Annotated in this window: 16 protein-coding genes; 7 read left to right on the top strand and 9 right to left on the bottom strand. The window is 68.7% G+C overall.

Annotation, left to right across the window (positions count from 1 at the left end; all coding sequences use genetic code 11):
* Both DSP71_RS14545 and DSP71_RS14550 read right to left on the bottom strand, forming a co-directional pair.
* Nucleotides 1–761, bottom strand: a 761-nt coding sequence (locus DSP71_RS14545) for a carbohydrate ABC transporter permease (RefSeq protein WP_147251324.1), incomplete at its 3' end; no start/stop codon positions are given.
* A gap of 77 nt (nt 762–838) precedes the next feature.
* Nucleotides 839–2,149 carry an ABC transporter substrate-binding protein gene (locus DSP71_RS14550; protein ID WP_113681443.1) on the bottom strand — a complete coding sequence of 437 codons (1,311 nt, stop codon included), beginning with the start codon at nt 2,147–2,149 and terminating at the stop codon, nt 839–841.
* Between the two features lie 234 nt (nt 2,150–2,383).
* Here DSP71_RS14550 and DSP71_RS14555 point away from each other — a divergent pair, with 234 nt between their 5' ends.
* The 3 genes from DSP71_RS14555 to purQ all read left to right on the top strand — a co-directional run bounded on the left by DSP71_RS14555 (nt 2,384) and on the right by purQ (nt 3,948).
* Nucleotides 2,384–2,917, top strand: coding sequence for an adenine phosphoribosyltransferase (locus DSP71_RS14555; protein WP_113681444.1), 534 nt, complete (start codon nt 2,384–2,386; stop codon nt 2,915–2,917).
* 78 nt (nt 2,918–2,995) lie between these two features.
* On the top strand, nt 2,996–3,244 hold the full coding sequence (gene purS, locus DSP71_RS14560) for a phosphoribosylformylglycinamidine synthase subunit PurS (protein WP_017831295.1): 249 nt from the start codon (nt 2,996–2,998) through the stop codon (nt 3,242–3,244).
* Complete coding sequence (purQ, locus tag DSP71_RS14565; RefSeq protein ID WP_046746816.1) at nt 3,241–3,948, top strand: phosphoribosylformylglycinamidine synthase subunit PurQ; 708 nt, start codon at nt 3,241–3,243, stop codon at nt 3,946–3,948. The genes purS and purQ overlap by 4 nt, the downstream gene beginning before the upstream one ends.
* A 57-nt stretch (nt 3,949–4,005) precedes the next feature.
* On the opposite strand, the gene DSP71_RS14570 is transcribed toward purQ, so the two are convergent.
* Nucleotides 4,006–5,268, bottom strand: coding sequence for a hypothetical protein (locus DSP71_RS14570; protein WP_113681445.1), 1,263 nt, complete (start codon nt 5,266–5,268; stop codon nt 4,006–4,008).
* A gap of 239 nt (nt 5,269–5,507) precedes the next feature.
* On the opposite strand from DSP71_RS14570, the gene DSP71_RS14575 reads away from it, so the two are divergent.
* A complete protein-coding gene (locus DSP71_RS14575; RefSeq protein ID WP_113681446.1) occupies nt 5,508–6,401 on the top strand; it encodes a glucose 1-dehydrogenase in 894 nt (297 codons plus the stop codon).
* Nucleotides 6,402–6,413: 12 nt separating this feature from the next.
* On the opposite strand, the gene DSP71_RS14580 is transcribed toward DSP71_RS14575, so the two are convergent.
* Entirely contained in the window at nt 6,414–6,845 is a 432-nt protein-coding gene (locus tag DSP71_RS14580; RefSeq protein ID WP_046746813.1) for a DUF1761 domain-containing protein, read from the bottom strand.
* Between the two features lie 226 nt (nt 6,846–7,071).
* Here DSP71_RS14580 and DSP71_RS14585 point away from each other — a divergent pair, with 226 nt between their 5' ends.
* Together DSP71_RS14585 and DSP71_RS14590 are read left to right on the top strand one after the other, a co-directional pair.
* A complete protein-coding gene (locus DSP71_RS14585; protein WP_046746812.1) occupies nt 7,072–8,742 on the top strand; it encodes a glycoside hydrolase family 13 protein in 1,671 nt (556 codons plus the stop codon).
* Nucleotides 8,743–8,823: 81 nt separating this feature from the next.
* On the top strand, nt 8,824–9,831 hold the full coding sequence (locus tag DSP71_RS14590; RefSeq protein WP_113681447.1) for a LacI family DNA-binding transcriptional regulator: 1,008 nt from the start codon (nt 8,824–8,826) through the stop codon (nt 9,829–9,831).
* 24 nt (nt 9,832–9,855) lie between these two features.
* On the opposite strand, the gene DSP71_RS14595 is transcribed toward DSP71_RS14590, so the two are convergent.
* From DSP71_RS14595 to fdxA, 4 genes are read right to left on the bottom strand one after another with little or no spacing between them, the layout of a single operon-like run.
* Nucleotides 9,856–10,485 carry a superoxide dismutase gene (locus DSP71_RS14595; protein ID WP_113681448.1) on the bottom strand — a complete coding sequence of 210 codons (630 nt, stop codon included), beginning with the start codon at nt 10,483–10,485 and terminating at the stop codon, nt 9,856–9,858.
* A gap of 37 nt (nt 10,486–10,522) precedes the next feature.
* Complete coding sequence (locus DSP71_RS14600; protein WP_046746807.1) at nt 10,523–11,032, bottom strand: flavin reductase family protein; 510 nt, start codon at nt 11,030–11,032, stop codon at nt 10,523–10,525.
* A complete protein-coding gene (locus DSP71_RS14605; protein ID WP_113681449.1) occupies nt 11,029–12,402 on the bottom strand; it encodes an FAD-dependent oxidoreductase in 1,374 nt (457 codons plus the stop codon). The genes DSP71_RS14600 and DSP71_RS14605 overlap by 4 nt, the downstream gene beginning before the upstream one ends.
* Entirely contained in the window at nt 12,399–12,725 is a 327-nt protein-coding gene (gene fdxA, locus DSP71_RS14610; protein WP_046746806.1) for a ferredoxin, read from the bottom strand. The genes DSP71_RS14605 and fdxA overlap by 4 nt, the downstream gene beginning before the upstream one ends.
* Nucleotides 12,726–12,844: 119 nt before the next feature.
* Here fdxA and soxR point away from each other — a divergent pair, with 119 nt between their 5' ends.
* On the top strand, nt 12,845–13,294 hold the full coding sequence (gene soxR, locus DSP71_RS14615; RefSeq protein WP_082108542.1) for a redox-sensitive transcriptional activator SoxR: 450 nt from the start codon (nt 12,845–12,847) through the stop codon (nt 13,292–13,294).
* 111 nt (nt 13,295–13,405) lie between these two features.
* Here the strand turns inward: soxR and DSP71_RS23975 are convergent.
* Nucleotides 13,406–14,290 (bottom strand): glycoside hydrolase family 3 C-terminal domain-containing protein (locus DSP71_RS23975; protein WP_258546465.1); only part of this gene is annotated, 885 nt, incomplete at its 5' end.

Consider the following 14,290-nt stretch of genomic DNA (forward strand, 5'->3'; position numbering starts at 1 on the left):
TGCAAGCCGCCGATCGTCGCGGTGATGATCACGAAGATCAGGGTGGGACGGATCGTGGGAATCGTGATGGAGAAGAAGCGGCGAGCGGCACCGGCCCCGTCGAGGGCGGCGGACTCGTACAGGTCGCGCGGCACGGCCTGCATCGCGGCGAGCAGGATGAGGGCGTTGTAGCCCGTCCAGCGGAAGTTCACCATCACGGCGATCGCGATGTGCGACAGGGCGGTGTTGTGCTTCCACTCCTGGTCTGCGATGCCGATGAGATTGAGCAGGTTGTTCGCCAGGCCGTCGGCCTCGTTGAAGATGCTCGAGAAGATGATCGCGACCGCGACAGGGGTGACCACGAACGGGATGAGCACGCTCATGCGCCAGAACGTCGGGGCGCGCAGCCCGCGGTCGAGGAGGTAGGCGATCACCAGCGCGACCGCGAGCTGGGGGATCGCGGAGAGCAGGAAGATGCTCAGGGTGTTGCCGATCGAGTTCCAGAACATGGCATCGCCGAGGATCTTGGCGAAGTTGCCGACGCCGACGAACTCCCCCTCGCCCTTGAGCAGGTCCCACTCGTGCACGGCCACCCAGACCGTGTAGAGCAGCGGGAACAGGCCGACCAGCCCGAACAGCAGGAAGAACGGCGAGATGTAGAAGTACGGCGAGGCGTTCTGGTCGAACCGGGAGAGGCGGTGGCGCCAGGAGCGTCTCGCCGGGGCGTCCGAGGTCGCGGATGCGGTGCGCTGCTGCTGCGCCGGCGGTGCGGTGAGAGTCATGAGGGTCCTTTGCCGGGGCTCCGACAGGCTCAGCCCCCCGATCTGCGGGGTCGCTGAGCCTGTCGGAGCGGAGATGATCAGCCGACGAGGTCGTTCAGCAGGCCGATGGCCTGGTCCCAGGCGCCCTGGGTGTCGGTGTCACCGCGGTCGAGGCTGCTGAGCGCCGGCCCGAAGACGTTCTCCTGGATGACCGAGTCGTCGGCGCCCTTGAACTGCGCGACGACTCCCTTGGCACGCTCGGCGAGGATCGCGCCGGTGGGAGCGTCGTTGAAGAACGCGTTCGGCGTCGCGTCGGCCGCGAGAGTCTCCTGCGCCTCGATCGTCGAGGGGAAGTTGCCCGCCGCAGCGGACTGCTTCACCTGCTGCTCGGGCTGGGTCAGCCAGTCGGCCAGCTCGGCCGCCGCCTCCTTGTGCTGCGACGACTCCGGGATCGACAGGAACGCGCCGCCCCAGTTGGCCGCACCTCCGGGGAACACGTCGGCGAAGTCCCATCCGGTCGATGCGTCACCGCCGCCGGCCTCGACCTGACCCTGCACCACACCGAGCATCCAGCCCGGGCAGACGAAGGTGGCGAAGGTGCCGTCGACGAACGACTTGCCGCCGTTCCAGTCCCAGGCCGTCTGCGCGGCCGACTGGCCGCCCTCGGTCGCGGCCCCGAGCTGCTCGAAGCGCTCTTTGAGCTCGGCGTTGTCCTCGACGTTCAGCTTGCCGTCGCTCGTGTAGTAGCCCTCGTCGAGCTGGTTCACCATGGCGTTCCAGACGAAGCCGGAGTGGTCGTACCAGGCCTTGCCGGTCTTCGCGGTGTAGTCGGCTCCGACCTTGAAGTAGTTCGCCCAGTCGCCGTTCAGCAGCTCGGCCACCGACTCGCGGTCGCTCGGGAGGCCGGCGGCCTCGAACGCGGCGCCGTTGTAGCAGATGCCGCTCGGGCCGATGTCGGTGCCGTAGCCGATCACGCGGCCCTCGGCGTCGGTGGCCTGGCCGTACTTCCAGTCGACCCAATCGTCCTTGCGGTCTTCGATGCCGTAGTCACGCAGGTCGACGAAGGTGTCCGAGACGTCCATGATCGCGCCGAGCCAGCCCTCTTCGATCGCGACGACGTCGCTGAGACCGGAGCCGGCAGCGATCTTGGTGAAGGCATCGGTGCGGGCGTTGCCGCCGGTGTCGATGTTCGTCGCCTCGATCTTCACATTCGGGTGCGCCTTCTCGTACTCCTTGTAGAGGTCTTCGTAGCCGAAGGTTCCGAACGTGGTCACGGTCAGTGTGACCTCTTCGTCGCCGTTCGCGTCACCGCTGCCGCCGTTGTCGCCGGAGCAGCCGGCGAGGGCGAGGGCGGATGCGGAGGCCACGGCGGCGATCGCGAGGATCCGGTGGCGGGCACGTGTGTTCACAGTTCACTCCTTTGTGGTGGTCGTGCGGTGTGGTGCTTCGGGACGCGTGGGAGCGCTCCCACGCATTGAGCAGTCACTCTATGGGAGCGCTCCCACGCGTGTCAAGCCGCGCCGGCGCGGGCCCGGGGCCGTGCACAGCTCCTCAAGAATTCGCCCCTGGCACCGCCTCGAGCCCCTCGCGGGGAGCGGGGCCGGTGTTTCTGAGGAGTCGCGCACCGGCGGTACCCTTGGGCAGTGCCCGACGCCACCCTCTCCCCCGCCCTCGTCCGTGCCGAAGCCCTGATCCGCAACGTGCCGGACTACCCGCAGCCGGGCATCATCTTCCGCGACATCACGCCTCTTCTCGCCGACGCCGAGGCCCTCCGCGTGACGACGGAGGCGATCATCGAGCCCTTCGCCGGACAGTTCGACGTGATCGCGGGCATCGAGGCGCGCGGCTTCATCCTCGCCAGCGCCGCCGCCATCGCCGCAGGCGTCGGCCTGATCCCGATCCGCAAGGCCGGCAAGCTGCCCAGGCCCGCGGCGTCCGTCGACTATGCGCTCGAGTACGGCACCGCCACGATCGAGATGCACGACGACCTGCCCGCCGGCTCGCGGGTGCTGCTGATCGACGATGTGCTCGCGACCGGAGGAACTCTCGCCGCCGGTCGCGAACTGGTCGAGCGCCTCGGCAGCCAGGTGATCGGCATCTCCGTGCTGTTCGAGATCGACGGCCTCGGCGGCCGCGAAGCGGTCGGCGACCTCCACACCGTCTTCCACTCCGCCTGACTCCTCCACGGCGCCGAGCGGATGCGGCGAGGGCAGTAGACTGGGTGCGCCCCTCCGCCCGCGACTCTTGGAGCCGTCATGCCCACCATCGTCGTCGACGTCATGCCCAAGCCCGAACTGCTCGACCCGCAGGGCAAAGCCGTCTCCGGCGCCTTCGCCCGTCTCGGCGTCGAGGGCTTCACCGACGTCCGCATCGGCAAGCGTTTCGAGCTCACCGTCGAGGGCGAGGTCACCGACGAGGTTCTCGCTGAGGCCAAGCGCATCGCCGACGAGGTGCTCTCCAACTCCGTGATCGAGGACGTCGTCGGCATCGAGGTCGCGGAGTGACCGTCCGCATCGGCGTCATCACCTTCCCGGGCTCGCTCGACGACCGCGACGCACAGCGCGCCGTCCGCATCGCCGGCGCCGAGCCCGTCGCCCTGTGGCACGGATCGCATGACCTCGAAGGCGTCGACGCGCTGGTCCTGCCGGGTGGTTTCAGCTACGGCGACTACCTCCGCGCCGGCGCGATCGCCGCGCTCTCGCCGATCATGAGCGAGGTCAAGGATGCTGCGGCCAAGGGCATGCCCGTGCTCGGCATCTGCAACGGCTTCCAGATGCTGGTCGAGGCGCACCTGCTGCCGGGCGGCCTGATCCGCAACAACCACCAGCACTTCGTGCGGCGCGACCAGAAGCTCACGGTCGAGAACTCCGACACCGCGTGGACCAATGCGTTCCGCACCGGTCAGGAGATCGTGATCCCGCTGAAGAACGCCGACGGCGGCTACATCGCCGACGAGCAGACGCTCGATCGCATCGAGGGCGATGGTCTGGTGGCGTTCCGCTACGCCGGGGTCAACCCGAACGGATCACTGCGCGACATCGCCGGCCTCACCAACGCAGCGGGCAACGTCGTCGGCCTGATGCCGCACCCCGAGCACGCCACCGAGGCCGGCTTCGGTCCCGACACCGCGGCCGCGATGCGCAGCGGAGTCGACGGTGTCGACTTCTTCACGAGCGCGATCGCCGCGGTCGCCCGCGTCGCCGCCTAGCCTCCGTACCGCGAATCGGACCGAGTCGACGCCGCCCGCCGGTTCAGGTCGGTCTGTTCAGTCGACCGGAAGGGCGAACGGGTTGTCGCCGACCGCTGCGAGCAGGTACCAGGCGGTCGCGCCGGTGTGCAGGCTGGCGTAGTACAGGTCACCGAAACCGGAGTCGAGGCCGTCGCTCGACGTGGCGACGATCCCCTTGCCATCGCCGTTCGGTGCATCGCGCTGCGCAAGCCGGATACTGCTCAGAAGCGTCTCAGCACGGTCGGCGTCGCCGTCGCCGTCACGCAGCGTGAGTGCGAGCGCGAGGTGTCCACTGCCCTCGAACCACGCCTTGGACGTATCGACCTCACTGATCGACGGCCCCGTGTACGGACCATCTGTTGCCAGCAGGTTGGCGAGCGTCCAGTCGAGCGCCGCACCGTAGCGTGGGTCGCCCGTGGCGAGGGAGCTCCAGGTCTGGGCGTCCAGCGGTATCGGACGGGTGTTGATCGTCGAGCCGTCCAGGCCCGTGCCGGTGTTCACGTGGCCGTCTGCGCTCTGCATGGCGGCGACGAAGTCCGCGGCGACCGCCGCCCGATCCGTCCAGACCCGGGCGCCGGTGAGCTGGCCGAGCTGGGTGAAGAAACCGGCGATGTCGCTGTTGTGCTCGGTGGACTTCCACGTCAGCGAAGTGCCGTCTTCGAGCTGACCGCCGGTGTAGCCGTAGGGCGCCCTGGTCATGTCCGCCGTGTGGTCCTGGATCCATTCACCGATCCGAACCGCGCCGTCGAGATATCGGGAGTCCCCTGTCGCGTGTGCGAGACGGGCGAGGGCCAGCCCGACCCAGGCCTGGTTTCCGGTGAAGGCGCCGGCTCCCGTGATCTCCACCCGCCCCTGACGGATGCCGTGCGGCTCGTACGACGCTCTGGTGCGCCCGTCGCCGATCGGATCGTTCTCCTGCACGAAGAGGAGGGCGTCGCCGATCGCCCGTGCGCGCCGGAGGTCGTCCGGAAAGCCGCGGGCGGTGTAGGCGATGATCACGAGGGCGTCGTCGTAGACGAAGGAGGGCGTGAAATCCCAGGTCGGAGTCGTGAAGAAGCCACCCTCGTAGCTGCGCGGCAGACAGCGGCCATCCCCGTCGCAGAACTCGTCGGTGCGCGCGTCCAGGAACTCGTACGCCAGCGCGACCGAGGCTGCCGGGTCCGCGACCGGGTCCGCCGGGGTATCGGCTCGCGCCGCGAAGGCATCCGACACCGCAGGCGCAGCACCCACGAGCACCGCGCCGACGACGAGCGCGGCGACGGTCACCCAGGGGGCGGATCGGCGGGCAGAACCGGACATCGTGACCTCTCGAAGGCGACAGCCCCCGCGGGCAGGACGCACGGGTGACACGGGGGACGATGCGAAGCCTGTCATGACAGCAGTCGATCGGTGAAGTGCCTTTCGGCCACACTTCGCCACGGGATGACGATGCCCGCCTCCCGTAGCGCACGGGGCATCCCCGTGCAAGGCGTTTGCGCGATCCAGGCGCGGCGCTCAGCATGGTCACCCCGCCCCGAACAGCCTCGAAAGGATCGCCCATGTCCCGCGACCAGTACACCTTCACCGACCCGTCCGCGCTCTACTCCGACATCGAACCGCGGAAGCAGCACATGCCGGAGCCGGGACTCGACGCGGATCTCACTCCGCGCGCCGACCTGGGCGAGGAGTCCTATCGCGGCACCGGGCGCCTGACCGGACGCAAGGCCCTGATCACGGGCGGCGACTCCGGCATCGGCGCTGCCACCGCGATCGCGTTCGCCCGTGAGGGCGCCGATGTCGCGATCTCGTACCTGCCGCAGGAAGAGGACGCGAGCCGGATCGCCGAGATCCTGCGGGAGGCCGGCGCGACGGTCGCCACCATCCCCGGCGACCTGCGCGACCCGGAGTACTGCCGTGCCCTCGTCGCCGAGGCGGTCGAGAAGCTGGGCGGCCTCGACGTCGTCGTCAACAACGGCGGCAAGCAGGTGTATCAGGAGTCGCTGACCGACATCACGGACGAGCAGTTCGACGACATCTTCAAGACCAACGTCTACGCGATGTTCTGGATCACCAAGGCGGCCCTGCCCCATCTCCCCGCGGGCTCGACGATCATCAACACCACGTCGATCCAGGCCTACTCGCCCTCCGGCATCCTGGTGGACTACGCCTCGACGAAGGCCACGATCAACGCCTTCTCGAAGGGCCTCGCGGAACAGCTCGCGCCGAAGGGCATCCGCGTGAACGCCGTGGCACCGGGGCCGATCTGGACGCCCCTGCAGCCCAGCGACGGACAGCCGCAGGACAAGCTCCCCGAGTTCGGGAAGGACACGCCCCTCGGGCGCATGGGACAGCCGGCCGAGCTCGCTCCCGCATACGTGTTCCTCGCCTCGGCGGAGTCGAGCTACGTGGCCGGGGAGACCTTGAACGTGAACGGCGGCATGCCGACCCCGTGACGCTCAGGGCGATCAGGAGGCGAGGGCCGGCGGCCACACGCCGATGAGCAGTGCCATGACCACGACCGTGACCAGCTCATGCGCGATGTTGAGCGTGGTGAGTCGGGTCGATCGCCCCTCGAAAGCGTCATGGGTGATGAAGCGTGCGGCCGTGAACCCGGCCCACAGCGTGACCGCGGTGACGATCGTTCCCCAGAAGAAGGATCCGCCGTAGAAGTGCCAGGCGATCGACGAGGCACCGGCGAGGACCCAGGCCGTGATGAAGCTCACGATGACGGTGGTGACGATGGGCCACACCGCCGTCGCGGCAGGCCGGTCCATGTCGACGTTCGCGAGCTTCGACCAGCGTGTGCCGAACACCTTCGGCGCGTACCAGATCGAGCCGACGACCATGCTCGATGCGGTGGCCAGCAGGACCGCCCAGTAGTTGATCTCGGGAACCATGACAGCCTCCACTCGTCGGATGCCTCACCATACTCCCGGGACGGGCGGAAGTGCGGGTGGCACCTGCATGATCCTGTGACGGATGCATGACTCGGACAGCCGGGACGCTCATGCACGCGGGGAACGGTCATGCAAACGGCCAGGGCGATCCAGGGAAGTCGGGCACGCCGAACCGATTCGATCCCCGCCCTGGCATGAATGTAAGCGTTTGCACTAGCCTGTTCCCATGGCACAGCTTGAGCAGATCGCAGCCCCCGGTTCCGAGTGGTGGCGCAGCGCCGTCATCTACCAGATCTACCCCCGCTCCTTCGCGGACGCCTCGGGCGACGGCATCGGCGACCTGCCGGGCATCACGAGCCGGCTCGATGCCCTGCAGGAGCTCGGCGTCGACGCGATCTGGCTCAGTCCTTTCATGACGAGCCCGCAGCGCGACGCCGGCTACGACGTGGCCGACTACCGCGACGTCGACCCGCTGTTCGGCACGCTGGGCGACTTCGACGACATGCTCGAGGCTGCGCATGCCCGCGGCATCCGCGTGATCGTCGACCTCGTCCCCAACCACTCGTCCGACCAGCACCCCTGGTTCCAGGAGGCACTGAAGGCCGCACCTGGCAGCCCCGAGCGCGCGCGCTACATCTTCCGCGACGGCAAGGGCGAGAACGGCGAGCTCCCGCCGAACAACTGGGAGTCGGTGTTCGGCGGCGGCATGTGGCAGCGCGTGACCGAGGCCGACGGAACCCCCGGCCAGTGGTACCTGCACATCTTCGACGCGACGCAGCCCGACTTCGACTGGAACAACGAGGAGGTGCAGGAGGAGTTCCGCTCTATCCTGCGCTTCTGGCTCGACCGTGGTGTCGACGGCTTCCGTGTGGACGTGGCCCACGGCATGATCAAGACCGAGGGTCTGCCCGACTACACGCCCCCGACCGACGCGGACTCCATGGGCGGCGGCGAGTCGAACGTGCCGTACTGGGGCCAGGACGGCGTGCACGAGATCTACCGCGACTGGCACAAGGTGCTCGCCGAGTACGACGGCGACCGCGCCCTGTGCGGCGAGGCCTGGATGCCCACCCTCAAGCAGACCGCGCTCTGGGTGCGCCCGGACGAGATGCACCAGACCTTCAACTTCCCGTACCTGATGACGGAGTGGGACGCGAAGAAGCTCGGCGACGTGATCCGCGAGTCGCTGGACGCGTTCGGTGAGGTCGGCGCCCCGAGTACGTGGGTGCTGTCGAACCACGATGTGGTGCGCCACGCGACGCGCCTCGCACTCACCTCCGACAACCCCCAGGGCGAGGGCATCGGACCGAACACCCCTGACAAGCCGGACACCGCGACCGGACTGGCTCGCGCTCGCGCTGCGACGACCCTGATGCTGGCTCTGCCCGGTTCCTCCTACCTCTACCAGGGCGAAGAGCTCGGGCTGCCCGAGGCGATGGAGATCCCGGACGAGTACCGTCAGGACCCGACGTGGTTCCGCACGAACGGCGCACGCTACGGACGTGACGGATGCCGCGTGCCGCTGCCCTGGAACGCAGAGGCTCCGGCCTTCGGCTTCAACGACACCGGACTGTCGTGGCTTCCCCAGCCCGCCGACTGGGCGACCTACGCGCGCGACGTCGAAGAGGTCGACCCGGCGTCGACGCTCGCGCTGTACAAGCGCCTGCTGGCCGGACGGCGTGAGCACGGCTTCGGCAGCGGCTCTCTGGTGTGGGAGGACGCCGGTCCCGAGGCGGTCGCGTTCCGCCGTGGTGACGTGCACGTGGTCGCGAACCTCGGTACCGCCCCCGTCGAGCTGCCGGCCGACGCCTTGGTGTTGCTGCAGAGCCAGCCCTTCGAAGGAGCCGCGATCCCGGTCGACACGGCCGTCTGGTACACCACCGCGACCCACGCCTGACACCCTCCGGTCGCGGTTGTCGTCGCCCACGCCCGCGTGAAGCGACACACACCGCGACCGGAGCTTTTCGACAGAGGAACCATGGCCAGCATCGATGAGGTCGCCCGGCTCGCCGGAGTCTCCACCGCGACCGTCTCGCGCGCACTGAGCGGTCGCGGCCACGTGTCCGAATCCGCGAAGGAGAGGGTGCAGGCCGCAGCGCAGACTCTCGGCTACGTGGTGTCGTCCCGTGCGTCGAGCCTGGCATCGGGTCGCACCCGCAACGTCGGAGTCATCGTCCCGTTCCTCGACCGGTGGTTCTTCAGCACGGTGCTCTCCGGCGTCTCGGCCGCGCTGATGCGCGAGGGCTACGACATCACGCTGTACAACATCACCGCCGACAAGGACGTGCGCCGACACGTGTTCGACACCTTCCTGCGACGGCAGCGCGTGGACGCCGTGATCGCGGTGTCGATCGAGCTCGACGAGGACGAGACGCAGTACCTGCTCGACCTCGGACTCCCCGTGATCGCGATCGGCGGTCCGAACCCGAAGCTCGACACCATGACCGTCGATGACGTCGCCGTCGCGCAGTTGGCCACCGAGCACCTGATCAGCCTCGGCCACACCGACATCGCGCACATCGGAGCCAACCCCGAGTTCGACATCGACTTCCACATCCCGACCAACCGTCGTCTGGGCTTCGAGAAGGCACTCGCCACGGCAGGGATCCCCCTGAACCACGCCTTCCTCGAACCAGCCGACTTCACCGTGGAGGGCGGCTACCGGGCGGCGAAGCAGCTGCTCGGCAGGCCGGGCCCCCGCCCGACCGCGGTCTTCGCGGCGTCGGATGAGATGGCCATCGGAGCACTGCTCGCTGCCCGCGACCTCGGCTTCAGCGTGCCGGAGGAGTTGTCGATCGTCGGCATCGACGGCCATGAGCTCGGCGAGTTCTTCCGTCTCACCACCGTCGACCAGTTCCCGCTGGGCCAGGGGGAGCGCGCCGCAGACGCCGTGCTGGCGAAGCTCGCCACCCCCGATGCCGTGCACATCCCGTCTGCACTTCCGTACGAGCTGAACGTGCGCGGGACGACGGCCCGCCTCCTGTAGGTCGAGGCGAGCCGTCGTCACCGATCAGCTCGCGACGATGAGACCCTTCGTCGCCGTGCGAGCAACCTCGAAGCGACGCTGCACATCGGGCCAATTCACGAGGTTCCAGAACGCCTTGACGTAGTCGGCGCGCACGTTGAGGTAGTCGAGGTAGTAGGCGTGCTCCCAGACGTCGAGCTGCAGCAGCGGCGTCACGCCGAGCGGTGCGTTCCCCTGCTGGTCGAAGAGCTGGAAGATCACGGGGCGGGCGCCCACGCTGTCCCAGGCGAGCACGGCCCAGCCCGATCCCTGCACACCGAGCGCGGTCGCGGTGAAGTGCGCCCGGAACGCATCGATCGATCCGAATGCGTCGACGAGCGCGGCCTCGAGCTCGCCCTCCGGAGCGCCGCCGCCCTCGGGCGAGAGGTTCTGCCAGAAGACGGAGTGGTTGATGTGGCCGCCGAGGTTGAACGCGAGGTCCTTCTCGAGCTTGTTGACGTTCGCGAGGTCGCCGGCGCTGCGTGCGGTGGCGAGCTGCTCGAGCGCGGTGTTCGCGCCGGTCACGTACGCCTGGTGGTGCTTGGAGTGGTGCAGCTCCATGATCTTGCCGGAGATGTGCGGCTCGAGCGCGGAGTAGTCGTACGGGAGCTCGGGGAGCGTGTAGAGAGTGGACATTGTGCTTCCTTTCGATGGTGCTATCGGTGGGTGCGGATCAGTGCTCGGGGTCGTGCGGGAGCGAGTGGAATCGGCGGTCGAGGTAGACCAGAGGACGCCCGGACGGACCGGGCAGCACCTCGATGACCTCGGCGATGACCACGGTCGACGACCCCACTGCGACGGTCTCGATGGTGCGACACCGCAGCGCCGCCCTGGCCTCGGGGAGGTGCGGTTCTCCGGTCGGCAGCGTCGCCCACCCCTGCTCGGGGGTGAAGCGCTCGGAGCCGCTGACCGCGAAGCTCTGCGCGAGGTCGGAGTGCTCGTCGTCGATCAGATGCACCACGAAGGTGTCCGCTCCGAGGATCGCTCCCGCGGACCCCGTCGCCCTGGTCACGGAGAACACGATCGCCGCGGGGTCGACCGCCACCGAGGCGACGCTCGACGCCGTGAGGCCGACCGGCCCGTCCGGAGTGCTCGCGGTGATGATCGCGACGCCGGCGGGATGCGTGCGGAACGCGGCCTTGAGCCCTTCGCCGATCGGGGTGGGCACGGGTGTCGCGGTCATCGACCGGCCTCCATCATCTGTTCCTGCTTCGCATGCGTCAGCATCTCCTCGCGCTCGACGATCTTCGTCCGCTCACGGCCACGGGCTGCTCCCGCCCCACGCTCCGCGGCATCGATCCGCAGCCAGCCATCGAGGTCGACCGCGTGCGACAGGTGGGCGATCGGATCATCGTCACGCGCTTCCAGCTCGACCGATCCGAGGTCGTCGACGACGTGGCCGATGGTCTGCGCGGCGTCCGACTTGGTCGAGCCGATGAGTCCGACCGGCCCGCGCTTGATCCAGCCCGTGGCGTACAGCCGGGGGATCGGGACGCCCTCCGCGTCGACGACTCGACCTTCGATGTGCGGCACGACTCCGAGCGTAGTGTCGAACGGCATCCCAGGCACGGGCGTCGATCGGTATCCCACGGCACGGTAGACCGCTCCGACGTCGTAGCGCAGCAGCTCGCCGGTGCCGACCATGCGACCGAGCTCGTCTGACGCGGTTCGCTCCATCTCGATGCCGGTCACGGAGTCGGTCCCCAGCAGCCGCACCGGGCGTTGCCGCAGGTGCAGGTGTATGCGGCGCGAGGCCGTGCGCGTCGCGGGGTCGACGGCGGCCCATTCGGTCATGGTGCGCACGATGATGCGCCGCTGCGAGAACTGCGCGACCATCCGCTCGGCGTGCTCGTCGAGGGCGAGTTCTTCGGGGTCGACGATCACATCGACGTCGTCCTGCTCGGCGAGCTCGCGCAACTCCATGGCCGAGAAGCGCACGTCGGCCGGTCCTCGCCGAGCGAAGAGGTGCACATCGCGCAACGGGCTGGCCGCGAGCTGGTCGAGCACGGCATCAGGGGTGTCGGTGTGGGTCAGCGCCGAGGCGTGCTTGGCCAGGATCCTCGTGACATCCAGCGCCACGTTGCCGGCCCCGAGAACGGCGACCGACTCGGCGGCGAGCGGCCAGGTGCGCGGTGCATCGGGGTGCCCGTCGTACCAGGCGACGAAGTCGGCGGCGCCGAACGAGCCGGGGAGATCTATGCCGGGGATGTCGAGAGCGACGTCGAGGTCGGCACCCGTCGCCACGATCACTCCGTCGTACGCGGCACGCAGCTCGTCGATCTCGACGTCACGGCCGATCTCGACGTTGCACCGCAACCGGATGCGTGGGTTCACGAGCACCTCGTGCAGGGCGTCGGTGATCTTCCGGATGCGGGGATGGTCGGGCGCGACGCCGTAGCGGACGAGACCGTAGGGCGCCGGGAGCTTCTCGAACAGGTCGATCGCTGCGGTGGGGACACGGTCGAGCAGGATGTCGGCGGCGTAGATGCCCGCAGGGCCCGCCCCCACGATGGCGATGCGCGGCTTCACGGCGGGTGATCCGGCGGCGGTCATGCGTGCTCCCCCTGGGGCGCGAGCGCGGCGATGATCGGGTGATCGAACGTCAGCGTGCCCGTCTTCGCGGCACCGCCGGGAGACCCGATCTCGTCGAAGAACTCGACGTTGGCCTTGTAATAGTCCTGCCACTCATCGGGCAGATCGTCTTCGTAGAAGATGGCCTCGACCGGGCACACCGGCTCGCAGGCGCCGCAGTCCACACACTCGTCGGGGTGGATGTAGAGCGAGCGTTCGCCCTCGTAGATGCAGTCGACAGGGCACTCGTCGATGCAGGCCTTGTCCTTCACATCGACGCACGGCAGGGCGATCACATAGGTCATCGCAGGGTCTTCGTTCGGGTCACGCTGTCCTCGTTCGGGTCGATCAGCCCTTGCCGGGCCACATGACTACCGTAAAACCTCAAGTACACTTGAGGTCAAATCGAAGGAAAGGCGGCCGGATGAGTCCGCATGCACCCGACGAACCGCTCACGATCGGCGAGATGACCCGACGCACGGGGGTCGCCGCTTCCGCGCTGCACTTCTACGAGGGCCTCGGCCTCATCGCGTCGACCCGCACGCCGGGCAACCAGCGCCGCTATGCACGGCACATGCTGCGCCGCGTCTCGCTCATCACGGTCGCGAAGCGCCTCGGCATCCCGCTCTCCGACGTGCAGACGGCCTTCGCCGACGTGCCACTGACCGAGACCCCGAGCCACGAGGACTGGCAGCGGGCCTCCCGACGCTGGAAGCGCGAGCTGGAGAAACGCCGCGAAGGCATCGAACGGCTCGAACGCGAACTCACCGGATGCATCGGCTGCGGCTGCCTGTCGATGAAGGCCTGCGGCCTGCTCAACCCCGACGACGCGCTCGGCACTCAGGGCGCCGGCCCGCACCGCCTGCAGGACTGACCCACTCGCCTGCGAACGCCGCGAGACCCACTCCCGCCGCCGAGACCCATCGCCGCATGCGCCGGCGGGAGTGGGTCTGGGCGAGGAGAGTGGGTCTCGACAGGGAGCGGGTCAGCGGACCTCGAAGTCCGCGGAGAGGAGCACCTCGTCGCGGGAGCTCGGGCCCACCAGCAGCTCGAACGTACCGGCCTCGACCAGACGCGTGCCCGCGGCGTCGACGATCGTGCAGTCGGACACCGGCAGCTCCAGGCGCACCCGTACGGACTCCCCCGGGGCGACGTCGACCTGACGGAAGGTCTTGAGCTCCTTGTCGGTCCAGCTCACGCTCGTCACCGAGTCGCGCACGTAGACCTGCACCGTCTCGCGTGCAGGCCGTTCCCCCGTGTTCGACACCGTGACGTGCCCGACGATCGTGTCGGACTCCGCCAGCGAGGTCTCCTCCAGCACGAGGTCGGAGTACTCCACCGTGGTGTACGACAGACCTTCTCCGAACGCCCAGGCGGGCGACTGCGTGAGGTCCGCGTAGCGGTCGCCGTGTTGTCCGCGGATCTGGTTGTAGTACGTCGGCTGCTGGCCTACGTGGCGGGCGAACGAGATCGGCAGGCGCCCAGACGGCTCTGCTGCCCCGGAGATGATGTCAGCCAGCGCGCGCCCACCCTGCATGCCGGGGTTCGCCGCCCAGATCACCGCTGCCGCCTTCGATGCGGACGCCGGGAGCACGAGCGGCTTCGAGGCGAGCAGCACGATCACGACGGGCTTCCCGGTCGCGATGAGCGCATCGATCAAGGCGTTCTGCCCGCCGATGAGCTCGAGGGTCGCAGTGGAGCGGCCCTCGCCGACGAGCTCGATCCGATCGCCCACGACCGCCACGACGACGTCCGAGTCGGATGCGGCCGAGACGGCCTCCGCGATCAGAGCGGCGTCGGGCTCGCAGGCCCTCACCACCGGCGGACGCGGCTGCTTGTCGGGGAAGAACGGACCCTGCGGGTCTTCCTC

The organism is Microbacterium sp. H6 (genome assembly GCF_003314775.1).
Lineage (GTDB): Bacteria > Actinomycetota > Actinomycetes > Actinomycetales > Microbacteriaceae > Microbacterium > Microbacterium oxydans.